General features: G+C 60.7%; 19 protein-coding genes. 4 read left to right on the top strand and 15 right to left on the bottom strand.

Translation table 11 applies throughout. From position 1 onward, the window contains the following. Positions 1 to 38 precede the first annotated feature (38 nt). Positions 39 to 1,268 (top strand): RNA-guided endonuclease TnpB family protein, encoded by a 1,230-nt coding sequence (locus ACT3HL_RS15210; protein WP_445087624.1) that lies wholly within the window; start codon positions 39 to 41, stop codon positions 1,266 to 1,268. A 108-nt stretch (positions 1,269 to 1,376) separates the two neighbouring features. Here ACT3HL_RS15210 and ACT3HL_RS15215 read toward each other — a convergent pair whose 3' ends face one another. Beyond that, complete coding sequence (locus tag ACT3HL_RS15215; protein WP_445087625.1) at positions 1,377 to 2,300, bottom strand: TFIIB-type zinc ribbon-containing protein; 924 nt, start codon at positions 2,298 to 2,300, stop codon at positions 1,377 to 1,379. 468 nt (positions 2,301 to 2,768) lie between these two features. Here ACT3HL_RS15215 and ACT3HL_RS15220 point away from each other — a divergent pair, with 468 nt between their 5' ends. Next, positions 2,769 to 3,299: a hypothetical protein gene (locus ACT3HL_RS15220; RefSeq protein ID WP_445087626.1), complete on the top strand. Its 531-nt coding sequence runs from the start codon at positions 2,769 to 2,771 to the stop codon at positions 3,297 to 3,299. Positions 3,300 to 3,308: 9 nt separating this feature from the next. Here ACT3HL_RS15220 and ACT3HL_RS15225 read toward each other — a convergent pair whose 3' ends face one another. The 4 genes from ACT3HL_RS15225 to ACT3HL_RS15240 form a co-directional block, all read right to left on the bottom strand. Then, positions 3,309 to 4,187 (bottom strand): metallophosphoesterase, encoded by an 879-nt coding sequence (locus tag ACT3HL_RS15225; protein ID WP_445087627.1) that lies wholly within the window; start codon positions 4,185 to 4,187, stop codon positions 3,309 to 3,311. A gap of 281 nt (positions 4,188 to 4,468) precedes the next feature. Further along, positions 4,469 to 5,431 carry a homing endonuclease associated repeat-containing protein gene (locus tag ACT3HL_RS15230; RefSeq protein WP_445087628.1) on the bottom strand — a complete coding sequence of 321 codons (963 nt, stop codon included), beginning with the start codon at positions 5,429 to 5,431 and terminating at the stop codon, positions 4,469 to 4,471. 224 nt (positions 5,432 to 5,655) lie between these two features. Then, the gene (locus ACT3HL_RS15235) at positions 5,656 to 6,522 is read right to left on the bottom strand and encodes a DNA-binding protein (protein ID WP_445087629.1); all 867 of its coding nucleotides are present in this window, start codon (positions 6,520 to 6,522) and stop codon (positions 5,656 to 5,658) included. Between the two features lie 582 nt (positions 6,523 to 7,104). Continuing rightward, positions 7,105 to 7,365: a HalOD1 output domain-containing protein gene (locus ACT3HL_RS15240; protein WP_204749961.1), complete on the bottom strand. Its 261-nt coding sequence runs from the start codon at positions 7,363 to 7,365 to the stop codon at positions 7,105 to 7,107. A 121-nt stretch (positions 7,366 to 7,486) separates the two neighbouring features. On the opposite strand from ACT3HL_RS15240, the gene ACT3HL_RS15245 reads away from it, so the two are divergent. Further along, entirely contained in the window at positions 7,487 to 7,747 is a 261-nt protein-coding gene (locus ACT3HL_RS15245) for a MarR family transcriptional regulator (protein WP_445087630.1), read from the top strand. Positions 7,748 to 7,822: 75 nt separating this feature from the next. Here ACT3HL_RS15245 and ACT3HL_RS15250 read toward each other — a convergent pair whose 3' ends face one another. The 5 genes from ACT3HL_RS15250 to ACT3HL_RS15270 all read right to left on the bottom strand — a co-directional run bounded on the left by ACT3HL_RS15250 (position 7,823) and on the right by ACT3HL_RS15270 (position 10,325). Then, the gene (locus ACT3HL_RS15250) at positions 7,823 to 8,407 is read right to left on the bottom strand and encodes a DUF7437 domain-containing protein (protein ID WP_445087631.1); all 585 of its coding nucleotides are present in this window, start codon (positions 8,405 to 8,407) and stop codon (positions 7,823 to 7,825) included. A 49-nt stretch (positions 8,408 to 8,456) separates the two neighbouring features. Then, positions 8,457 to 8,792: a DUF7558 family protein gene (locus tag ACT3HL_RS15255; protein ID WP_338906460.1), complete on the bottom strand. Its 336-nt coding sequence runs from the start codon at positions 8,790 to 8,792 to the stop codon at positions 8,457 to 8,459. Next, complete coding sequence (locus ACT3HL_RS15260) at positions 8,792 to 9,082, bottom strand: hypothetical protein (protein ID WP_445087632.1); 291 nt, start codon at positions 9,080 to 9,082, stop codon at positions 8,792 to 8,794. The genes ACT3HL_RS15255 and ACT3HL_RS15260 overlap by 1 nt, the downstream gene beginning before the upstream one ends. Before the next feature lie 74 nt (positions 9,083 to 9,156). Continuing rightward, positions 9,157 to 9,702, bottom strand: a complete 546-nt coding sequence (locus ACT3HL_RS15265; RefSeq protein WP_445087633.1) for a hypothetical protein — start codon at positions 9,700 to 9,702, stop codon at positions 9,157 to 9,159. A 182-nt stretch (positions 9,703 to 9,884) separates the two neighbouring features. Further along, positions 9,885 to 10,325 carry a hypothetical protein gene (locus ACT3HL_RS15270; protein ID WP_284063831.1) on the bottom strand — a complete coding sequence of 147 codons (441 nt, stop codon included), beginning with the start codon at positions 10,323 to 10,325 and terminating at the stop codon, positions 9,885 to 9,887. A gap of 662 nt (positions 10,326 to 10,987) precedes the next feature. Between ACT3HL_RS15270 and ACT3HL_RS15275 the strand changes: the two genes are divergently transcribed. Beyond that, the gene (locus ACT3HL_RS15275; protein ID WP_445087634.1) at positions 10,988 to 12,760 is read left to right on the top strand and encodes a hypothetical protein; all 1,773 of its coding nucleotides are present in this window, start codon (positions 10,988 to 10,990) and stop codon (positions 12,758 to 12,760) included. A 100-nt stretch (positions 12,761 to 12,860) separates the two neighbouring features. On the opposite strand, the gene ACT3HL_RS15280 is transcribed toward ACT3HL_RS15275, so the two are convergent. The 5 genes from ACT3HL_RS15280 to ACT3HL_RS15300 are packed head-to-tail and all read right to left on the bottom strand — an operon-like array spanning position 12,861 to position 22,421. Continuing rightward, positions 12,861 to 14,387 carry a primase-associated protein gene (locus ACT3HL_RS15280; protein ID WP_445087635.1) on the bottom strand — a complete coding sequence of 509 codons (1,527 nt, stop codon included), beginning with the start codon at positions 14,385 to 14,387 and terminating at the stop codon, positions 12,861 to 12,863. Continuing rightward, a complete protein-coding gene (locus ACT3HL_RS15285) occupies positions 14,384 to 15,268 on the bottom strand; it encodes a DNA primase (RefSeq protein ID WP_338906467.1) in 885 nt (294 codons plus the stop codon). The genes ACT3HL_RS15280 and ACT3HL_RS15285 overlap by 4 nt, the downstream gene beginning before the upstream one ends. Then, a complete protein-coding gene (locus ACT3HL_RS15290) occupies positions 15,265 to 19,089 on the bottom strand; it encodes an ATP-binding protein (protein WP_445087636.1) in 3,825 nt (1,274 codons plus the stop codon). The genes ACT3HL_RS15285 and ACT3HL_RS15290 overlap by 4 nt, the downstream gene beginning before the upstream one ends. After that, positions 19,082 to 21,316 carry a VirB4 family type IV secretion system protein gene (locus ACT3HL_RS15295; RefSeq protein WP_445087637.1) on the bottom strand — a complete coding sequence of 745 codons (2,235 nt, stop codon included), beginning with the start codon at positions 21,314 to 21,316 and terminating at the stop codon, positions 19,082 to 19,084. Before ACT3HL_RS15295 ends, ACT3HL_RS15290 begins: the two co-directional genes overlap by 8 nt. Continuing rightward, positions 21,300 to 22,421: a hypothetical protein gene (locus ACT3HL_RS15300; protein WP_445087638.1), complete on the bottom strand. Its 1,122-nt coding sequence runs from the start codon at positions 22,419 to 22,421 to the stop codon at positions 21,300 to 21,302. The genes ACT3HL_RS15295 and ACT3HL_RS15300 overlap by 17 nt, the downstream gene beginning before the upstream one ends. Position 22,422 lies beyond the last annotated feature (1 nt).

Below are 22,422 nucleotides of genomic sequence, written 5' to 3' on the forward strand. Positions count from 1 at the left end.
TATTAATACATTTAAGCATAGATCGAGTTGTGAGTTGTATGGAGGTCCGTCGAACTGTCCCGGTCAAACTCGACGTGACCGACGAACAGGCGGACCTGCTCCACGAGACGATTGACGAGTTCCTGTGGGCGGCCAATTATGTCGTTGACTCCGCGTGGGACGGCGAGTGGGCTGAAACCCGTTCGTCCGTCCTGCATGAGATGACCTACGACGAGGTTCGCGAGCAGACCCGACTCCACAGCAACCACGTCCAATCGGCTCGTAACCGTGCTGTTGACGCGCTCAAGAGCATCGTCGCCGAGTGGAAGAACGGCGAGTACGCTTCGATTCCGACGTTCTCCTCGCCGTTCTGCGAATACAACCAGCGCAACGCCACGTTCCACGACGACCACGCCGTGTTGTCTACCGTCAATGGGCGTGTCACCGCCGAGTACGTCTTGCCCGACAAGACCCGTGACACGCCCCACTCGAAGTACCTGTGTTCTGAACGATGGGAGACGACAGGCGCGACACTCCACTATCGCCGTGGTGACTTCTACCTCCATGTCCGAACAAAGGCGGACGTGGACGATCCCAAACCGGCCGAGAACGGAACGGTTCTCGGTGTGGACCTCGGGATCGAGAACATCGCCGTCACCTCGACTGGCGCGTTCTGGTCTGCGGACGAACTCAACCACTGGCGAACAGAGTACGTCCAGCGCCGCAAGTCGCTGCAGGAGTGTAGTTCGCGGTGGGCCCACGAGAACGTCCAAGCGGTCGGACGCAAGGAGACGGGGCGCTTCGAGCAGTATCTTCACCGTATCGCGAACGACATCATCGCTGAAGCGAGCGAGAGTGGTTGCACGGTAATCGCCTTCGAGGACCTGACAGATATCCGCGATCGTATGCCCGACGCCCGCAAGTTCCACGAGTGGGCATTCAATAGTCTGTACGACTACGTCTCGTACAAGGCCGAGGGACGCGAGATTCGGGTTAAGCAGGTAAACCCGAAGAACACGTCCCGACGGTGCTCGTCGTGTGGGTTCACCCACGAGGACAACCGCCCGTCGCAGGACACCTTCCGCTGTCAGTCCTGTGGATACGAAAACCACGCGGACTACAACGCAGCGAAGAACATCGGCTATCGACTCCTTCGCAACCAAACTGGCGGCGAAGGAGGCGCACCCGTAGGCGTGCGCTTGAACACCGGGATGCTGAACGCGAACGGGGTCAAACCCGTACCAGATTCGGTTAGAGCGGGAGTCCATGGTGAAAGTCCGCCTCTTTAGGTGGGCTAGCTTACAGAGTAGTCTACAGAGAACTTCGCTCGTCTTCGTGTTTAAATCGTAGCGTGGATAGAACGATGTGCAGTACAGACGGAGAGACCGTGATCTGCCTCAGGCGACCTGTTCCTCCAACGTATCCCGGTGTGCCCGGACGGTCGCCTTCGAGGCGTTCGCCACGTCCGCGGCCTCGGATTGCGTCAGCCATCGCCCCTCCTCGCGACCGGCCTTGTAGAGACAGGCCGCTGCGAACCCGGCCGGATGGACGCCCGTCGTGACGCCGCGCTCCTCGGCCTGCTCCGCCAGAGTTCGGGCCCGCTGTCGGATCTCGTCCGTACACTCGAGGTCCGAGGCGAGTCGCGGTACGAACATGCTAGGGGAGACGGGCTCAGCGGGGAGGCCCAGCTCTTCGTTCAGCGTTTTGTACGCGTTCGTGACCCGCGACTCCGCGACGCGGGCCATCTCGCTGACGTCGTCCACTAACCGCGAGAGGCCGTTACACCGGCAGGCCCCGTAGACGCTGGCCGCGGCGATGGCCTCGATGGATCTGCCACGAAGCAGATCCTCGTCTTGGGCGCTCCGGAAGAGCTGACACGCCTGGTCGCGGACCGAATCGGAGACCTCGAGGGCACTCGCCAACCGACGCACCTCGCCCAGCCCGTGTGCGAGATTCCGTTCCGCCTTCGACCGCCAGCGACCGCGGGTCTGCTCACGGCGCATCCGGGCGAGTCGCCGTCGCTTCTGCCCAGAGATCTCGTTCCCCTTCGCGTCAGTGCCGCGACCGATTTCCGTCGACAGGCCGCGATCGTGGCGGGCCGCAGTGAGTGGAGCACCCGTTCGTTCGCACTCGTCGTCGCACGTCCGCCACTCCGGTCCGTGATCGATGCGTTGTTCGTCGATGACCAGGCCACAGTCCTCGCAGACCGTTTCGGCCGCGTTCGTGGTGACCCGGCCGTCGCACTCGGGACACTGGTTCGCACTCGATTCCGTTCGGACGTCTTCGTCGAAGCCAGTTTCGTAGATGTCTCTAGTTGCCATCGTTCTCACCGTGTTTCGGGAACCCGCCAGTTCGGCGCGCCCCTCACCCATTGAGGGGACAATAGACTCTCTGCAGGACTGTAACCCCTTCCTGGGGGACCGATGCCGCCAAATCCTTATTAACTGTAAATGGGTACTACCCGGTACAAGAATGCCTCTCTGCCCTGATTGTCGAGATGACGCGATGACAGGCCTGATCCAGAACGCAGAACAGGTGTGTGACGAGTGCGGAGAGACGTTCTAAAACGATGCCGTTGTGCCCTGACTGTAAAGACGGAGCACTGACCCACAGCGCCGAGCTTGCGGACGGAGAAGAGAAAGACGAACGAACGTGCGACGAATGCGGAGAAACCTTCTAACGACATAGCCATGCCTATATGCCCAAAGTGCAAGGACGAGTCAAGTTTCAGCACCCTCAAGAAAAACAAGGGAGACCGCATCTGTGATGAGTGTGGCAGAGAATTTTGAATGACCGACGACGAGGGCAGCGACGAAGAAGATGGCAGCAGTGATGGTGATGTAGATCTGTCTCAGCTGGCCCTCGAAGAAATCCGGCTCCGATACCAGGAAGAATCAGACCGGCGAACTTCAGTCGAATCCAAGATCGGTACCGTACTGACCGTTGACGCAATCATCGTCTCCGTAGTCAGTATCTTCTCCAGCCTCAACATTATGCACTACGCGGCGATGGCGGTCGCACTGATCTCAGTGGTCAACGGAATCTCAGCTCTCTGGGTCCGGGACTACCACAGACCAGGACTGGATGAAGAAGATTATCTGCAATACATCGATGATCCGCCGGAACCGGTTCGACGTGAACTCGTCAAATCCTACCTCACGGTGATCACGGGCAACGAGGAAACTGATGATCCGGAGATGTTCTTCAAAGGAAACCGGACCAGGAATGATGAGAAACTGAAGAAACTGGATCAGTGTCTGAAGTTGACTGCTGCATCCCTGGCCCTAGTCATCCTACATCCCGTACCGACTCTGATCTAAAAACACCGCTCACAGGAAATCGTAGCGGTTGATGTACTCCCGGATATGAGTTTTCGGAATCCCGCTGTCCAGCAACGATTCGATAATCCTCCTTTCCTCCTCTTCATCTTCTTCCTGAATCCTCTTCTTGGCCGAGATCAGCTTCTCAAACCGTTCAGGATAATCAGAGTCACTCAGCTTTCTCAAACCCACTCTATCCTCCTCATGCTCGTCACGCATCCAGACCAATTCACCATCCTCAACCCTCACTTCAGCCTCGTACACGCCTTGACTGGAAAAGAACGAGTCTGAATGACGCCGGTACAATAATTTGTTCAAACCAGAGCTGAAGACCACTCTATCGCTGGGGAATGAGCCCATCGACACGAAGATATGATTTTGGATTTTGCAGAGTTGCTCAGAGACGTGCCCCGTGACGATAAACCGGGTATCAAGGTTCAGAAGCCAGATCCTCCGGGATGTCTCTGCGTGCGCTAATACGATATCGTAGCTTCCTGAAAACTCGTCACCCAACTGCCGTGCCTCCCGGAGATAATGTGTATAGGAATACGGAACTCCCAGAACCTGTAGACCGTCAAAATCAGCTACTTCCCCGGATATCTCCCTTGCGTACTCCAGATCCTCGGTTCGCTCTACGACCGCTTCATAATTCGAATACTCGTCGTGGTTCCCCTCTATCGTGAAAGACGTGATCTCCAGTTCCTCCAAGTGCTCCAGTAGCTCGATGAACTCGGAGGTATGTTCCTCACTGTTCATCCCGTCATTGATCACATCTCCTGCAAAGAGTACCAGTGAGGGATCCTCATCAGAAATCTCTGTTTTCAGCGTTTTCAAGGTATCCGTGTCAGGGATTTCCCACTGAATATCGCTTATACACAGAATCGACATGGGAGGTACTTATTGGTGTTTGAGAGTCAGTTCTCTAATTCTTTTACCTGACGTGTAGCCTCTCGTCATCTAGCGCGACTGTGACCTTCCCCCTCGCTAAACACCTTCAATGGCTGTACCTCCGGTTGTGGCTGCGCGCGCAGCGACCGTAGGGAGCGAGCACGGAGCGGAGGGTGGGGCGGCGGGGCCTGGGCTGGTCTGGCAGAAGTAACTCACCAGGTCACCGCTTACCTTTTCGCCATTCGATCAGAAATTCGTTGAATGGCCGGCAGTTGCGAGACTCATCGCGTATCGAGTCGGAGCGGAGATGCCCGCTCCCAGAGATGATGGTGCTCGGCGCACACCGTAACGAGGTTATCCAGCCGGTTGGCCCGGTCGAAATCCACCTCACTCTCGTCGTCGCCGAAGGCGCTTAGCGGTCGGATATGATGCACGTGGAGTCCTCTCGTGAATGTCTCGAGATGCGCCTCCTGCGTCCACTCACAGCCCGGCGTTTGACAGGTATAGTCGTCGCGTTCAAGCGCTTTCTGACGTTGTTCATCCCAGTTGTCCCCGTACTTGCGCCACTCGTGGACTGACTGTTCTTTCCAGTTGTGATGGTCTGGGCCGTCTGGACGGCCGACCGGTTCGTAGCCAGCTGCTCGGATCGCAGCTTGCCAGCCCTCCCAGCGAGTAAAGTAGGGTCGATGCGAGAACTCTCCGTGGTCTTTCATCTCCTGCGCTGTGGGGATCTTCCCTAGTTCGTCGGCAAGCCGATGGATCTCTTCGAGTAATTCTGCATCCGAAATCCGATGCCGATGGTTGGGGTCGTACCCAGCTGCCTCCAGCGCTTCGTTCCAGCTCCCGAAGCGATTCTGCGCGATTGTGACCGTGAACTCGCCCTCCGAGCGCATGTCGGCCGCCGTTGGCGGCGATCCGTCCTCCGTTGCGAGCCGCCTGATTTCGTCGATGAGTGCGTCTTTGGATACCCGGTGTTGCTTCACCGGTTCGTATCCCGCTTCTTGGAGTGCCTCTGCCCAGCTGCCAAATCGGTTTTTGTACGTTCCAGCTGAATATGCTCCCAGCTCATTCATCTCTGTAGCTGTTGGAGAACGACCCAGGTCGTCGACGAGCTGGTCTATCTCGGTCAGTAACTGGGTGTCTGAGATACGGCGGCTGTGGCTACTGTTGTGGCCGCCCAGCGCGTCCTTGGTGTCGAAGGACTTTCCACAGACATCGCAGGTTAGCTCACCTTCACCAGTCATCTGTCTTACCCGGAGCGCTCGTACGCCCGCACCCTTCTGGGGGCCCGATAAACTCGCCCGAGTCGCACACTCCTTCCCTCGGTTTGCCAGATAAATGTTGGACCGGTGAGCGAGGTCGTGGCTGCGCGCGCAGCGACGCTAGGAGCGAGCACGGAGCGGTGGGTGGGGCGGTGGGGTCTGGGTCGGTCCGGCACACAGCAAAAAAAGAAGGCTGTGTCAGCTGGCTACTCTTCCCACCACCGACCGCGCTCCGGGAACTCGATCCGCGACCACCCGGTCAGCGCGATTGAGCACCGACCTTCGTACCAGTTCTTGGCTGCTGCCCGGAACCGCACTGTCTGACCTTCACGCACCACCGTCTGCCCGGATTTCTCCCAGCAGGTGAACTTGATTTTCCCGCTGTCATCTGCTATCAGCCCGACTTGTTGGATGCTTGTGGAGGAGGGTTCCCAGAGCGTCTCGATGGTTCCTTCGACCGTCACCTCACCGACCGGGACGTCCGGCACGTCCGCGATGGGCACGATCGCCCCCGGCGCCGCCTTCAACTCCTCGAGGGTCTCCAGCACCGCCTTCGTGACGTCCTGCCCGCGCTGCACCTTCTCGGCCAGCTGCTTCGCGACGACCGCTCTCGACCAGCCGCCCTTCACTTCGTCGCTGATCCGCATGGCTTGCTCGTTGACTTCCGCGAGTTCGTCTTGCGTCAGCTTCTCTCGGGGATCCGTGCGCTCCGCCGGCGCCGGATCGTCACGACCACACTGCTCGCTGACGACCTCTCGCGTGCGCTGCTCGCGACCGTCCTGCGTGCCCAGCTCGGCCTGGGCACTGATGCGCTCCAGTTCGGCTTCCCGCGCCCGAATGCGCTCTTCCTGTTCGAGGGTGACGCCGTGAATCCGGTCCTCGCTCGTGTCCGCGATTCCGTCCGGGTGGTTCGCATCCACCTTCGCCTGCGTCTCCTGCTCGACCGCGGCCTCGAACTCCGGCGTCTCGTCGACGACCGGGAAGCCGTCTTCATCGACGGCCTGACCGCCCGCTTTCTCGAATGCCTGTTCATCGACCGTAACGACCTTTCCGCTAGCGTTGTTACTAGACATTGGAGTTCACCAACTCCGAAGGCGCTCACGCGCCGACTCCGCGATGCTCCTACATCGCGGTTTTCCGACGACAACGACCGACAGAACCATCTGCGCGCTCTCGCTCGCGCCTTCGCGAGCGCCCTACCGGGCGCGAGCGAGAGCGCGCCTGCATGAGGTGGCCCCAACCAGCACCGCGCGCCGACCCGCCCGGAGCGAGCGGCCAGCGGAGTAAGCGTGGGGGGTGAGCAGCTACGCCGCGCAACCCCTCGCGCTTACCCGCTGGCGCCGAGGGCACATGCACTTTAGCCCGGAACGGGCGCGGGCGGTGCGGAGAGCGCCCGCACGCCCGGAATGGTCGGTCGCGAGCGACGCGGAGGGCGGCAGCGGCGAGCGGGGCGAGCCGTCACGTACGCACCCGTTCAGCCGGCTACGTCGCTCGGTGGGCCATCCACTGTCCTGGCGGACTCAAAAAGGGCGAGGCCGCCTCGGCCGTCCCCCGACCCCGCAAGCACCGCAGGGACGAGGCGCGCAGCGGTGGTCGCGGGACGTCGAGCGGCCGAGGGCTTTCAGGAATGATCCCTATCTCGGACCCGCACGTCGTTATTCGCCGACGGACTGCGATTCGTCCTCGACGATGACGTCCACACCGTCCGGTGATACATCGAGTGGGATCCCCTCGACAGTGAACTGAACGGTGATGTTCTCATCGGCGGAGGCGATCACCTGTTCGAGCGCATCGGGGTCGACGTAATCGTGGAGCTGGTAGGAATCGTCCTCGAGTCCACACGTCTCCAGCGTCTCAATAATCTCTACGAGAAGGTCATTCGATCCGCCCGAACTGTCCGATGGAGGGGAATGCATCTGAACGCTCGGGAGTTAGGGTGGCTGGCGCTTAAAACGTTTGGAGTCAACCACAGGAGCGTAACGCTTTGCTACTTGACTTAGCGCGTTTGGGATAGCGTCGGCGCAACCAGAAGCGATTATGCGCTTTGACGCCGACTGGATGTCTCGCGCTGATGACCGCATTCTGGAGCATCTCTCTGAGGACGGCCCTGACACCCCGAAGGAAATGGCGGACAGCGATCGCGTACGCTTTTCCCGCCAACACATCAACGCCCGCTGCAAGACGCTGGTCGAATATGGCCTCGTCGTCCACCTGGGCAACGGCGTTTACGACATCACCCGAGAAGGAGAGCAGTACCTCGCTGGTGAACTCGACGCCCGAAACCAGGAACCGAAATAACGTAAGCTGTCGTCCGAGCAAATATCTTCGATGGACCGGAAGCCGTGCACGAATTTTACTGAGTCACCGTCGTCCTCACGCGTCGTCGTCGACGCCCAACCCGTCGAGCGACACGCCCGCCGCCTCGATGTCGTAGTGCTCGTGGACGACGGGCCGGAGCGCCTGGAGGATCATCTCCGCCGCCAGCGGCGAGATGTCGAGGTCCTCCGCCATCAGCCGGTGGGTCACTTCCCCACGCTCCCGAGCGACGGCGTAGGTGAGCGCGGTCGCGAGGCCGGCGACGCCGTGGCGGTCGATGTAGGTGTCGATGTCGGCGTCCGTCTCGCGGCGGCCGACGGCGTCGATCAGCGCCGGCGTGATGGTGTACTCGCGGTCGCCGGCGGCCGTCGTCACGGTCAGGTCGATCTCCCGGGCGGCGTACCGGCGCGGCTGCCCGTCGTCGGTGACGTCGACGACGCCGGCATCGACGAGCCGATTGACGTAGCTGTAAGCGGTTCCCTGTGCGAGCTCGAGGTCGTCCATTACGTCCTGGACGGTCGCCTCGCCCTCTCTAGCGAGGTACGCGTACAGCTGGGCGAGCTGTGGCTCCTCGAGAAGGTCAGCGACCGAGAGAAAGTCCTGGACGATGTCGCCGTCGGCGCGATTTGAAGTGCGTGACACGATTCGTTCTTGATTACAGTTTACAGCGAATCAGTAAAGAGTGTTGGGGTCACTCTGCCGGCGTCGCGACGAGATGCTCTTCGAGGTCGCGCGTCCAGTACGTCGCGAGCCCACCCGGACTACAGCGGGCGCACAGCTGCAACGGGCCTTCCAGATGCCCGAGTTCGACACGGAATCGCGTGAGCGCCGCGAGCGTGTCGACGGCCAGCCCACAGCCGTCACAGGCGACGTGATCGCACTCGTCGGGATCCGGCTCGGTCTGGATGGCACAGTCCACGCAGATCGGGTGCGTGACCCGCTCGTCTTGCCCCCAGGTGTGGGCCTCGCCAGTCTCGGTACCGGGCGGCGCGTCGCAGAATGCACAGCCGACGAGGGTTTGCTGCATCACTCGCCCTCCGCGTCGGCGTCGCGGTCAGCCGTCCAGCCACGATGGAAGACGGCTAGCTGCGTCGATGAGTCGAACGCGGTACCGCTCGGCTCGTGAACCAGAACTTGGTCCTCGGGAACCGGAGTGACGACGTCCGCGTCGACGAGGTCGCTGACCAGGCGCTGGGCCGTCGCGTCGTCGACGTCCGCCGTGTCGACGCCGATGGCGTCGCGGTCCTGGGCGAGTTGTTCCTTCTCGAACCGTTCGTAGTCGCGACTCGTGTCGTCGTGCGGATCGGGACCAGGCATAATGAGTCACACAGCGCACACTGTCGCGCGCTGCACGCCTCCCGGCGCCGACAAACAGTCAGGAGAGACAGCGTCTAGTCCGGTCGTGGATCGCGATAGCCGATGACGGCGACATCGTCGATGAACAGGACGCCCTTCATAAAGTCGAGCTTGGTCAGACTGTGCTGGTACAGGTTATGCTGGCCCAGGTAGTTTACTGGCACAACCAGACAGCCGAACTCGATCTTTGGCCGGCCGTCCTTCTGGGTGCGGTATCCCTTCTGGAACTTGAGGAGGTCATCGCTGACGTTCTTCCGCTCGCTCTTCTCGACCTCGATGGCGATGCGGGCGTCGGCGTCGTAGAGATCGACGCTGTAGTTAAACCCCTGATGCGACCAGAGCTTGCAGTTCGGGTTGTAGCCGCCGGCGGCGTCCCCTTCGTACTCGTACTGCGAGAGCTTGTCGGCGATCGCGGCATCGAACCCACCGACCACCGTGTGTTTCGTCGAGTCGTCGAAGACGCTGGCCGGGACGGCTTCGACAGCCGCCCGAATCGACGTCAGCGCATCGTCCGGAAACGCCTCGGACGAGGTTTGGGTACGGCGCTCGCTCAGTTTGGTGAGCTCCTCGACGACGACCATACTCGCTCTTGACGAATAGTGGCCCGATAAAACCCGTCGCGACGGCCATTCGAGCCGACCGGTCGCCAGGATTCACTCACTCGAGGAGTCGGGCGGTGGGTGGGGGCGAGGGAGTGGATTCAGCCCCAGCGTTAACCAACACTGTGCCGGTATCGGTTCGGCGTGTTGGTTAAGGCTAGCTGCTACGGCGTTCGGAGCTCTCGAACTGGCTTCACGACGAAGGTGTCTGGCTCGCTGGCTGCTCTCTCACCTGCCCCCTCTGCCGGCGTTGAGGCCGACCGCGTGAGCTGGGTGATGAGCTCGTCGCGAACGGTTCGTCGAGGGACAGTGGTCTCGTGCCAGCCAAGCCGGTCGTCGAAGTGCCGTTTCTGGAACTGCTCGCCGACGTCGTCGGCGGCGACGTACTGCGTCCGCGTCGACCGCCCGAACTGTCGGGAGACGAAGACGGCGCCCACAGCCTCGTGTGTGAGCTCGACGAGGGCACACTCCACGAGGGCGACGACCGACGCGTGATCCCGGTCGGTCGGAACCGCCATCTCGAGGTCCGCCCACGGCGCCTCATCGTCGGAGGTAGTTCCTGCATGATCCGCTGCTCGTTCCCTGCTGCGTTGTTCCGAAGCCATCGTCTATCGGGGGCACGTGATGCGCCCCGCCACCCCCTCGCGGGGGCAACAGACCCCACCGAAACGCACCCTGTCAACCAATGCGCTAAATCTGATAATTCCGTAATTCCGCTACCCCTGTGAGGGGGCCCCTCGGCCTGAGAGAGCCGGCGGCCTTCGCACACTGCATATCGCCTCTTTCTTTGGACGAAAACCGCGATATGTAAGACAATATGACGCCCTCAAATCGGAGAAGAACTCCGTCGGGCCGATTTGAGGCGGTAGAAAATACCTCGACGAGTTCCGGAGTAATGCCGTAATCTCAAAAATTGCTCGACAGCAGGGTAACGAAGGTGATTACGGCCGTATTTGGATAACTTTGAATCGTTGCTTCACCTGGACTGAATCTCTCGAGATCCTCCGACTCGGCACTTCGAATTGTGGAATATCCCCGATTCCCTCGATTCCGGCCGTGCTAGCCGCTGACAATTGCTCGACGGGGTTCTAGTGGAATCTGTTTCTACTATCTAAGAAATTCTTATAATTCATCTACTTTGATTGGTTTCAGCTGACGTGCTGAACACGGGGCGCGTATCTTGCTTGATGTTCCATCTGATTGTCGCTGGATAGACGGCTGTGCAAATACTTACAGTTAATAAACCTCGAGAACCACTCCCTGGAAAATGGCGGAATTATTTATATTCACACTTTTCGCCACCATTGTCGCCATCTACAGCGTTCTACCGCGTTATCGACAGCTCCGAGTTACCTATACACTCTGGAACAAACCTTTTGCAGCCCTTCTCACAGCTCTCGGACTGACCGTTCTAGCGAGCTACGCCGGAAGCATCTACTTACAGAACACCGACAAAACCACACTCTGGAGCCTGACCACCTCTTACACACAATCCCCTATCGAAATCACTGCTCTCGAAATCGAATTCATCCAGTTAGCTGCGGCCATCACGATCATGGGCATATTCCTCGGAGTCTTCCTAAGCAAAAGCGTGCGTATTCGCAACGAACAAATGCTCTTATCCACACTTCGAGACCTCTACAACCGGGGCGAATACGCTACGCTCGTGGAAGTGCTTCGGGACAACTATACACCCCTTATCGACCACCCGAAGAAACCCACTCCACCGAGTGAACAACAATGGCGAGACATCGATATTACAGTCACACACACCCTTATCGAGACTGAAGAAGAAGCAGAAGAACTCGATGACTCTTCGCCTTTGATCGAATATGTAGAGGAAGATAACGCAGAGCAAACTGCTCGTGAGCGTGTACGAGACATCTTTGAACTGAAGCGTCGGCAAGCAACATACTACCTCGCAGCGCTACGGTACCGGCTTGCAGACTCGGCAGAAGACGCCTCCAGTTACACAGAAACTCTGCTGTTGGACCCTGAATTCGGCGCTAAACACCCAATTCTTGACCCTGGGCTCGGGATTGACATCATCTTAGACACCGACCTCGACGGGTTTCGGCGTCGAGACGTTACGCACCAGTACCTCACAACGCTCCTTCGAGAAGAAAACAGCTTGCTGTATCAAGAAATCTCGAATAATATGTCGATGGCCGGGATCTACCGATATCGAGTTGATCCCGATAATCGGTTGTTGCATGCGTTGTTCTCGGATTGCTCTCGTGCTGAGGAATTAGATGCGTACAAGCCGGTCGGGGATACGGCCAAAGAGATGCTGCGCGATCAGGGAACGAAGGACTACGATAAGTACAACGCTCAGCGGTTGACATCCGTGAATCGCTCGAAGGACTACGTGTTTAACGACCCGCTCTTCATCGCCATCAGTTTCTTTGATATTATGGTGCGTGAGGCGTTCTACCAGCGAATTGACTGGCATATGTGGTTGTATTATTACGAATCGATGACGCGCCTAATGTGCGAGAACTACGAGAATACGGAGGAAACTGATCCAGATAGCGAATGGCCGAACGACTACTCCCGATTTATGTATGAGATGATCAGTAACATGGGAGATTTACTCCGGATTATGGAACGGCTGGTTAAAAACGACGAGTATGATGTGAAGGATGGGGATGGCGACTTTGAGGAATTCATAGCGCTAGAATCGTATCGGCGTGATCGAGGTGGGACCATTCCTAAGTCGGCAGTAGAGATTATGTTGTCGTGTCACCAGGAGATTCTGACGACTGAAGAGATTCCACACCAGTTCAAGAAGTATATCACGGAAATCCTATTCACGAGGTGTAGCGACTTGAGAGAGTATGAAGAGGGATCATTGCCGTGGAAGTATAGTGAGTTCATGTTACGGCGTCTGGAGGCGATGATTGAGGGGCGCTCTGGGCCGGAATATCACCGGGAGCTAGAGTTAGTGTACAACGATGGAGTTCGTCACGAAATTGTTGCAAAGGGGGCTACTGGAGGGTGGATTGTGGATGAATTGGACGAGCTGATCCAATCGTCATAAGCTGTTGCTGAGGGTGGTGTTTCTATCATTGACTGTATGATTATAGGACTATACCGGTGCGAAGCCAACGATAGACTGCTGCCATACCCCACTCTCTGAATCAGAATTGCTCAGTGGGGCCGGCGGACTCCTCCTCAACCTGCTCGTACATCTCGTCCGGGAACGGGAGACTGCCCCAGATCGAGTAGGGACACTGGTCTTGGCCGATGCAGTACCGCTGGAGATCGTCGTTATCGCAGTTCATCGGCAACGGCGTGTCGCCGTCGATCGTGTTCGAGAACTCGTAGCGGACCTGGTACTCGGTCTCCTGCTCGTCGTACCACGGCCACCGGGAGAAGACGTCCTTGAGGTCCGCGACGATCTCGTCAAGGCTGCTGTCCTGGTACTGCGGGAGCCACATCACCATCCGCGCGAAGTTGTAGAGATCCTTTCGAACAGGCTTCTTCTCGTGTAGCCGCTCCTCCATATTCGCCATACAGGGGAGTTCAAAGAGGTCCTCGATCTCTCGCACTTCGATCTGTTCGGCGCCGGTTCCGGCTCGCCTGATTCGGTAGGTATTGACGCGCCCGTCGCGGTCGATGGTGACAGCCGAGTTGGACTCGTGGTCGGCCAGCGTCTTCGCGAGACTGCTCGGACTCGAGATCCAGTCCGTTACAGAGGATTCCCAGTCGTCCTCGGCGTCATACGCGGTGACCGCTCGATAGAGCTCTTTCGCCGTCTGGAACTCGCCCGTTTGCGCCACGTCGTCGGGCGCGTCACTCAGGGCCCGCCGGAGGACGCGAATCGTCCGTTCTCCACGGTCCCAGTTCCGCCAGATTCGCTCGTGATGGCCGGTCTCGAGGAAGCGGTCGATCCGCTCCGTAATCGCCGACTCGTTCGTGGTCAGCCACGATAGCTGGTCGTCGGAGAGTCCGTCTTCTTGCACCCGCAGGAGCTTCTTGAATGCCCGCTCAGCGTAGTCCCGATACTTGCTGTCGAAATCACCGACCGGGACGTACAGGTTGTTGTCCTTCACTCGCGTCAGTATCTCCCCGCCATCGTCACTCCCCGTCGATGACTCGCCCTCCGCTCGAACGAGACATTTGCGTGACGCCGCCGCCATCGGGATTTCGAGGTACAGGCCCTCCCCGAACTCCGGCATCTCTGTGATGCCCGTACAGACCCGACCCGGATGCGGGCCATCTTCACCGGGCTCCTTGCTGTACAGCACGTCGGCGATGTCCTGTTGGAGCGACCCATCGCCGTGGGCTCGAATGAGGGAGGCGAGATTGTTGACGTACAGCTCTCGGATGTCGTAGAGTACCTGAATGTTCCGTGGTGACGCGTGCTCGAACTTCGGGTTTTCTTTCACACAGATCGCACTCAGCGTCGCGAGCACGGCGAGCGTCCCCGGTTCGTCGACGAACGGCTCTTCGGCGGCGTCGACACGGACCTGCTCTTTGAACGCCGCCGTCCCGAACCGCTCGACGTCGTTCACGAGGTCCTCTGGTTGGTCCTCGCCGTCGACGACGTATCGGTTGTAGCCACGCGTAAACAGCTGGTTGATGCGGGTCTCACCGTACTCCAGCGGGAGTGCCGCAACCCGATACGCCATGTCCTCGTCGTCGGTGGGGGTACTCGGACTCATTCGTCGATCACCTCGGGTGTCGCCGACCGAACGTCGAACGCCGGACTCTCGATTGGTTGAACGATGCTACAGACGTCGGCGTGCAGCGAGTAGGGCAGGCGAGCGACACGCCGGCGGTCGGCCGTCACGACGGGATCGATCGGGATGTCGTACGTCTCGAGGAGGAGGTCGTTCAACACTTCGCGACTCTGCTCGTCGTATCGGTGCGCCGGGTCGGTATCCAGCAGGTAGACGTGGACACCCTGCCCGCTGTAGACGACCATCGTTTCCTCGGCGTCGAAATCGTCCTCGAAGATGTCGCGCACCTCGAACCCGTACTCGATGGCGCGGTCGACGTCTTCGAAGGCGTACGGATACCCCTCGGGAGCGGCGTCGAGGATACCTGCAGCGTCGAGGAGCGCATCGTCGTCCCGACTGTCGACGTCCGCCGACACCATCTCGTCCGCTCGGTCTCGGGCGATCTCTTTCGCGTCGATGTCGACGAGAAGGACCCAGGGTCGTTCCCAGTGATCCAGCGCGTAGTACACGGCGTCTGGCCGTGGGTCCGGCTGCTCTAGCACCTCCGGATCAGCGAGTGCGAACTTGCTCCGTCCCAGCGGGTCGTTGCGAGCTGGGTGCCGAATGAACTCAACGACGTCCTCGAAGTCGTCGAACTCGGGCGTCGTTCGGTCCCCCGAAGCATCTGTTTGCCACGTATCCCGCCGGATGAAGTCCTTGTCCGGCACCTCATCTTTGCGAACCGGGTGGGACTCTCGGAAGGCGATGGCGTACTGTTTCGGGCCGGTCGCCGTGATGAATTCCGGCAGGTCATCCAGATAGCGGGGGAATTCTTCGGCGTAGTAGGCGTAAATCTCCTCGCGGGTCGCCTGTCGCCAGGTCATGGGTTAAGTTCCTGATCGAGATTTTTGAAGCCCCGAACGGTGGTCAGGCCCGCAGCATCGAAGTCATCGACGGCGTCTCTGATGGTCGCGAACGACCGTGCCGCCCGCCCGCTGACCCGCTCGTCGATCCGATCCGCGTCGGCAAGGCTATCCAGGACGTCGAGCGCCGTCTCGCGATTGTTGAAGGCCCAGATCGCGTCGGCGTCCACCGCGCGGAGTTTGTCGTAATCCTCGACCGGGGCGTGCCGGTTGTTACTCGCGAGCTCTGCTTCGCCGGCCCAGACGAGATCGCCGTCCGCGTCGAAGCCGGCCACGTCCAGTACCGTGCCGTCGTCAGTTTCGTAGTACGGTTCCACGCGAACGACGTCATCCCGCTGCTGGAGCCACAGCTCGAGGAGCCGGACGCCAACCTTGTGTGGCGTTTTCTCGCCGAGATCGCCCGCTCCTGGCCCCGCCTTCAATTCTCTCCCGAGGAGGTCTCGACCGTCCGGGAGGACGGTGTAGTACTTGCGCCCGGCCGCGGAGTCCGCTTCCAGGAGGTCCTGCTCCGTGAGCCGCTCCACATGGAGGTCGTCGTATTCGTCCCGAAGCTGGCTCATCCTGTCCAGTAGCGTGTACTCGTCGTCCTCTCGGTTCATCACGTCGAGAACCCGATTCAGGAACCGGACGTCGTCACGGCTGAGCCCGCGTTGTCGGAGTTCGTCATCGGGAACGGGCACGCTGCTTTCCTGGACGGGCGTTGCCCCGTTCTCCGGCTCCGCTGTTTGGTCACCAGCTGGGTCCTCGTCCGTTTCGGTGGCCTGCCCGAACAGGGGGCTTATCTCTGACTCGTCTGCATCTGGGTCGCTGTCCGTCTCGGTCGGCGTGGTCGACGTCGACGCATCTTCGGTCGTCGATTTGCTGATGAACGCGGATTGCGTCGGGTCCGTTCCTGAGTCGCCGTCGGCAGCCGAGCCCGTCGTCTCGGCCCCCGAACTCCCCCAGCCAGTCTCTTCCGGAGCAGTGCTCGACTCAGTCGGCTCTGTTAGCCCGTGCTGGGCCTGTGTCCGCTCGACCATCCGTGGCCGGGACACGGACTCGAAATGGTCTTCTTGGGGCTCTGTGAGCGGCTGGTCGCTTTCTGGATGCCCCGGCGCAATCGGGAGGGGCTTCAACGAAAACGGCGGCGGACCAGTCTCCCCGAAGGACGGGCTCGGGAGCTGTGCGATCCACTCGCCGCTCGGAAGCGTGTTGATTCGGTTGCGGAGTTCGGTCGGGCTGAGGTCCTCGTGGGCAAGCGACTCCGCGAGGTCGCGCTCGATCGAGATGTTGCCGATGAGCTTCGTCTTGATGTTGTTCAGCACCTCGTCGTAGGCTCGCTCGTTCCGGTTCCGCACCTGTTCGGGGAACTGCATCACGAGCCCCATACTCAGCCCGAACGATCGGCCCTGCGGCAGTAGCTGCTCGGAGACGAGCTTCGTCGACGCGACCGGCGCCGCCTCCTCGATGATGAGGTTCGTGAGCTTCTCGTAGTCGGTCTGACCGTCGCGACGGCGAACCTGCACGGCGTCCCAGAGGTTGCTCAACAGCAGGAGTGTGATCGCTCGCTGTGCCTCCGGCCGGAGGTCGCCGAGGTCGAAGATGATGGTAGCGTCTTCGTCGAGGAATTCGCGGAAGTCGAAGCGGTTGTCGACGTACTCGCCGGCGTCGTTCTGCTCAGGGACGTGGCTGAAGATTCGCCGGAGATGCGCGTCCTCTTTGAGCTTGTCGAGGCGGTTCCCGACGGCGTCCATCGACACCTGGAACTGGTGGTTGTCCTTCGCGAAGTGGCGCGTCAGCGATTCCTCGATGTTCTGGTTGTCCGCTGAGACCGGGGGAATCGTCTGGTCGCGCTGCATCCGGAGGGCGGCGGCGAAGAGGTCGTCCAGCCCGAACACGTCGTTCCCGTACTCCTCGTCGAACAGCGCCTTGATTAGGTAACTCAGGATCTCGTTCGCGACGAACGCCTGGCCGTACTGCTCGCGGCCCATAATCATACGGAGGATATCGTGGAAGTGGTCGACCTTGTCCTGAATCGCGTCCTCACGGTTGCGGCCCGCTTCGAGCGTGGGCCGGATGTCGAAGAACGAGAACGCGGGAATCGTCTCCGGGACGCGGAAGTGGTAGACGTCGTCCAAACCACCGAATCGTTCGTAGTGGCAGCGCAGGTAGTTCTCACACATCCCGTCGCCCTTCGGGTCGACGAGGACGACGGGGCCACCCGTCGTCTCGCGGAGCGAGAGCGTGTCGTTGATGATGGCCTTCGACTTCCCGCCACCCGTCGACGCGAACCGGCCGTAATGCGTCGGCAACAGGTCCGGCGGGATCCGGATGGGGTCCGGCCGTGGCTCACCGTTCTCGTCGAGCGCGTACCCGATGGCCATCCCGTCTTGGAACTGCTGGATCAGATCCGGGTTCGGCCACGGGAGCGGATTCCGACTCTGCTGTTCGGCCCTCGTTCCCCGCGTCCCTTCGACGGTCAACTGTTCGGAGGAGGGGACGAGGACGAAGTTCGCGAGCTCCGTCCCGCTGAGGACCAGCTCGGGGCGGGTCTTCCCCCGGCCCGTCGTCAACTCGCGATTGAGGAGGCGCTGGAGAGCGGCCCGTGCCTTCTTCTCCTTCGTTTTCTCACGGAAGCCGCTGTCTCGGAGGCGTTTCCCCTCGACCTCGTAGAACGGTCCATCGAGCGGGTCGAACACGGGGAGGAGCGAGTCCATCCGGCCATCGAGGTCGTCGCGGGTGTCGTCGGTGGGGACGCCGACGGCCCGGATGTTGACCGTGAACGACCGTTTGGCGTTCTTCGCGTCGATGTACTCGATCCGCTTCTCGACGGCCTCGCTGAGCTGTCGGTCGTCCTGGTCGCTCCGATGCTCCTCGACCTCGAGCAACGACCCAACGACCTCCTGGAAGAACGTGTCGCGGCCGTCGACGAGGTCCTCTTTCCGTACCTCCGCGTCGGACTGCCAGCTAGCACGCCGTTGGAAGACGACTTGGAACGCGGTCGGCGCTGTCGCCTCCATCAGGTGGTCGATCAGCGACGCCAGTGCCGCGCCGGGCTCGTCGACGGACGAGAGATCGCCGTTCGTTTCCTCTGCCGTGAACGGCGTCAGCGAGGTCATCCAGTCCTGCTTCCGCGACGCGGCACCACACCACCGAACCCCGAGCGGCGAGACAGCGTCTTGTGCCGGGCGAGCCAGAATCGTTCCCGCCGGTGTCATCGTCGGCTTCTCGATGGCCCGTCGCTCTTCCTCGTCGTCTGGAAGTGCATCGGGCGGCGCTAGTTCGAGGGCTGAGTCCCCGATCATCACGTGACTGTCGGGGACTTTCGTGGCTGCCGTACCGCCGTCGACAATGGGGTCTGCTTCGGATAACTCGGCGTCCGCTGATTCCTCGTCGACGATATCGTACTGTTCTGCCGGGCCAAACTCGTACTGCAGCCGTCCGGACTCGTAGTGTTCGATGAATTCCGGCGGTGTGAACTCGACTGGTTGAATGAGCCGAGCGGCGACGTCGATGTCGACGCGCTCGATGTCGAACGTGGCCGGATAGATGGAGCGGAGGCGCTTCTCGAGCGTATCGAGGTGCGCATCGGCCCCGTAGAAGAACTCCACCGGGTCGTCCGGGCCATCACTGATTGCGAGGAACTCGAACCGGGGTGGTGTCTCACTCTGGAGGGGGTTCAGCTTCGCCCCGAGGCCCGACGAGCCGGGCGTGGTCAGCTTGTGGAGACTGTCAAGGACTCGGGGGATACTCTCCGGGTCAAGTCGCTCGGATGTCGGCGTGACGCGCAGGTACTCAGCCATCGTTGGTGTCCTCCGTTGACCCGCCGTCTGGCTCAGCTTCGACGGCGTCTGATTCCTCGTTCGGTCCGCTCGTTTCGTTCGTTCCGTTCGTTGCTCGATGCTCGAGTTCTTCCTGGAACTCATCCATCTCGGTATCGACGGCGTCGTCGCCGGCGCCGGGCAGCGAGGACCGAACTTGGGAAGTCGGGTCGAAGTCGATGACCTGTTTCTCCTTGGGCATCGCTTTGACCTGGATGCCCCGCCACTCGCCGTCGACGCCCACGAGGGCCTCGGAGAAGCCGGCGTCCTCGTTGCCGGGCACCGCGTCTTGTACGAACCGCATCTGCGCGTAGTTCAGCCCGAACTCGTCGGCCCACTCCTCGTCCATCCCGTCGAGGCGGTGGAACTGCTTGACTGCACACTGATCCAGGATCGCCTCGGATTCGGCGTGCTCGAAGAACTCGTCGACGGTCTGTGTGACCAGCCGGATCGAGAGGTCGTGGTGGCGGTGGTGCCGGAACACTGTTTCGAGGAACGCCAGGCTCGCGGCGTCCTGCATGATGTAGCGCGCCTCGTCGATGTAGAACACGACCTCCTTGTCCGAGACTTTCGCGCGCTCGTAGACCAGCGAGATGAGCAGCTGCATGGTCAGCGCCGTACTGCTGTCGACGCTGCCCTCCTGTTGGGCGAGGTCGAGATAGATGACCTTCTCGTCCCGGATGTCGAAGTCGGACTCTTGGCCGAGATTGGCGTGGCGACCGTCGTCCTCGAAGGGGCGGAGCTGATCGAGGAGCCACGTCGCGTCCTCCTTGATCTTCCCGGCCTCCTCGTCGGACCGGACGACGAACTCCTCGGGGTCGTCGACCATATCCTCGAAGACGTCCATCATATCGCGGATGGTCGGGCTCGGGTTGCTGTGCGTGGAGATGTCGTCGGTGATTCCTTGGCGCTTGTAGGCACGCTTGAGCCCGAGTTCGAGCGTCGTCCGGCGGTCGCCAAGCGAGATGCCACGGAGCGCGAAGAAGTTCGTGAGGAAGCTCATCGCGTCATCGAGCTTCTCGTTGAACGGACTGGCGTCCTCACCCATCGCTCGCTGGACGTGCTCCGGCGTCTCGCGGATTTCCAAGGGGTTGAGGCCGAGCGTCCCACCGACGGTGATCCGCTTGGCGTCGAGGGCTTCTGCGACGCCGGCCCAGTTGTTCAGCGGCTCGAGGATGATGCCGATACGATCCTTGCTCTGCTCGATGGAGCGAATGAAGTTCTGCTTCGAACTGAATGACTTCCCCGACCCCGTGTCACCGACGGTGAACATCGCGTACCCGTTGTCCCGCGCGAACGGGTCGATGACCACGGGACTCTGGTTGTCCTTGTGAATCCCGAACTCGACGCCGCCCTCCTCGAGAATCGTCGCGTTGTGCGGCGAGGACAGCAGCGCGCCGACGGCGCCGCCGAGCGCAATCGACGTCCGCCCGAACTCGTTGTCGCCGATGGGCGCGGCGGACTGAAGGGCAAGGTCCTGTCGACAGATCGCCGTCTTCGGTGTGAGGTTCGCCGGATCGTCGCGGAGCGCGCTCTTGACCTTCTGGACGGCGTCGCGGAGTTCCTCCTTCTCGTCGGCCCGGACCGTGATGAACATCCCTTGGTCGAAGACGTTCGCGCCATTCTCGACAGCCTTGTACGTCGCTGCGGCCTCGTTGGCACGTTCCTGTAGGTAGGCACTCCGCACGCTCTGTTCAAGGTCAGCGTCCACCTGGAGGTCGTCAGCGATATCCTGCAGTTCGTTCCGCGCACGCTCCTGGTTCTTCGGCGTGATGTGGGCCGTCAAATCGAACTGCACGTCCGTCATCTCGAAGAGCTCGGAGAGGTAGCCGTCGTTGGGGTAGTCCGGGTAGTCAGCGATGTATAGTGTCGTCGTCCACTGCTCGCCGACCCGTGCTGCGCGCGTCTCCCACTCGATCGCCGCCGGCGCCGTCACCGTCTTGTGTGACTCGGCGATGTCGTCGAGGAGCTTGCGTTCGGCCGCGCCCTGTTCGATGGTCTCCTCGTCGAGGAGGTCCGAGAACTCGACCTCTTCCTCGTTGTCGTCGGTGTACCAGTCCCAGAGGAATTTCCCGCCGATCCCGACCAGTACCGCGAGCAGGATGTAGAGGGCCGCTCCTTCAGCTGAGGTCGGATTCGTGACCCACTCCGTGAGCTGGCCGACGGCTCCGCTGCCCGTCTGAAGGACAAGGTTACGCATCGTGGGCATCCTCCCGGCGCGAGTCGCCGATGATAGGTTGTTCGCGAACGACGCTTTCTGCGTCCTCGTAATCGTGTTCGCGGCCGTTCCAGAAGTCCATATTCAACACGAAAAGCTCGACCGTGCTGAGCCGCCGAGCGGACCAGCCTGAGGCCTGCTGGATGAACTCCGACCGCACGTCGTTGACCCGGCTATCCAGCTTTTCGAACATCTGTGCGCGGCGCTCGACGTCGGTGAGGTCCTCTCGGCGGGTCACGAACGGGTTGAAGAGGAACCCGATGACGGGGAACTGCGTCAGCTTCTCGGCCGGCGTCCCCTCGTCTCGGAAGCGGTCATAGACCTCCAGCGGGGTGACTTGGACGCCGATGTAGTACCGCACCTGCTGGATTCCACGGTCGCGCATCTCCTTCGGCCGCGTCTCTCGATACTCCTCGAGGAGTTCCCGGAAGATCGGATTTTCTTTGACGTCCTCGTCGTTCAGGCGGTCTTCGATGTTTTCCGTGATCTGTTCGACCGGGAACGAGCGGGTCGTCGCGTGGAGTTTGAGTTTCGAGTCCAGTTCCTTATTGGCGAACTCCTCGCCGGCGTCCTGGAGCTGTGCCCAGTCGTCGGACATCGCGAAGTCCATGTTGCCGGGGTCGATCTCGATGAACGCCTCCATCGTCCCGTCGGCACGCTGGATCGCGCCAGCGCCCGGCCACGCCCGCTCGATGTTCGTGAGGTCCTGTGTCCGCTCGTCGGGCTTGAACGGCGTGTAGTTCGCGAGCCCGCCCCCGTTGCGCTCTGTTTCGTTGGTATTACTGTCGGCTTCCTCCGGGGCGCTGAACGTGATCTTGGGGCGCTTGACGTAGCGATAGACGTCTTTGGCCCATGTCCACGCATTCAGGTGGTCGGGCGAGACGTAGACGATCGCGACGCCGAACCCGAAGCCACCCGCGACGAACGGCAGGGCAAGTGATTCGATGCCGGTGAGGCCGGCGATGAACAGGCCGACGATCGGAAAGGCGATCAGGACGCCGACGTCGCCTTCCTCGATGTTGAGGTAGGGGATGCGACTCTCCTCACCGAACTGGTCCATGATACGCCGTGCGGCTGCGTCTTTGTCGATGGACATG

This window comes from Halobellus sp. GM3 (genome assembly GCF_052545375.1).

Coding starts and splice junctions, on each gene's coding strand:
- ACT3HL_RS15260 (WP_445087632.1), bottom strand. CDS start 9,082: ATGCCTGGTCCCGATCCGCACGACGACACGAGTCGCGACTACGAACGG.
- ACT3HL_RS15300 (WP_445087638.1), bottom strand. CDS start 22,421: ATGTCCATCGACAAAGACGCAGCCGCACGGCGTATCATGGACCAGTTC.
- ACT3HL_RS15270 (WP_284063831.1), bottom strand. CDS start 10,325: ATGGCTTCGGAACAACGCAGCAGGGAACGAGCAGCGGATCATGCAGGA.
- ACT3HL_RS15215 (WP_445087625.1), bottom strand. CDS start 2,300: ATGGCAACTAGAGACATCTACGAAACTGGCTTCGACGAAGACGTCCGA.
- ACT3HL_RS15210 (WP_445087624.1), top strand. CDS start 39: ATGGAGGTCCGTCGAACTGTCCCGGTCAAACTCGACGTGACCGACGAA.
- ACT3HL_RS15245 (WP_445087630.1), top strand. CDS start 7,487: ATGCGCTTTGACGCCGACTGGATGTCTCGCGCTGATGACCGCATTCTG.
- ACT3HL_RS15290 (WP_445087636.1), bottom strand. CDS start 19,089: ATGGCTGAGTACCTGCGCGTCACGCCGACATCCGAGCGACTTGACCCG.
- ACT3HL_RS15280 (WP_445087635.1), bottom strand. CDS start 14,387: ATGAGTCCGAGTACCCCCACCGACGACGAGGACATGGCGTATCGGGTT.
- ACT3HL_RS15220 (WP_445087626.1), top strand. CDS start 2,769: ATGACCGACGACGAGGGCAGCGACGAAGAAGATGGCAGCAGTGATGGT.
- ACT3HL_RS15225 (WP_445087627.1), bottom strand. CDS start 4,187: ATGTCGATTCTGTGTATAAGCGATATTCAGTGGGAAATCCCTGACACG.
- ACT3HL_RS15265 (WP_445087633.1), bottom strand. CDS start 9,702: ATGGTCGTCGTCGAGGAGCTCACCAAACTGAGCGAGCGCCGTACCCAA.
- ACT3HL_RS15255 (WP_338906460.1), bottom strand. CDS start 8,792: ATGCAGCAAACCCTCGTCGGCTGTGCATTCTGCGACGCGCCGCCCGGT.
- ACT3HL_RS15275 (WP_445087634.1), top strand. CDS start 10,988: ATGGCGGAATTATTTATATTCACACTTTTCGCCACCATTGTCGCCATC.
- ACT3HL_RS15235 (WP_445087629.1), bottom strand. CDS start 6,522: ATGTCTAGTAACAACGCTAGCGGAAAGGTCGTTACGGTCGATGAACAG.
- ACT3HL_RS15240 (WP_204749961.1), bottom strand. CDS start 7,365: ATGCATTCCCCTCCATCGGACAGTTCGGGCGGATCGAATGACCTTCTC.
- ACT3HL_RS15285 (WP_338906467.1), bottom strand. CDS start 15,268: ATGACCTGGCGACAGGCGACCCGCGAGGAGATTTACGCCTACTACGCC.
- ACT3HL_RS15295 (WP_445087637.1), bottom strand. CDS start 21,316: ATGCCCACGATGCGTAACCTTGTCCTTCAGACGGGCAGCGGAGCCGTC.
- ACT3HL_RS15230 (WP_445087628.1), bottom strand. CDS start 5,431: ATGACTGGTGAAGGTGAGCTAACCTGCGATGTCTGTGGAAAGTCCTTC.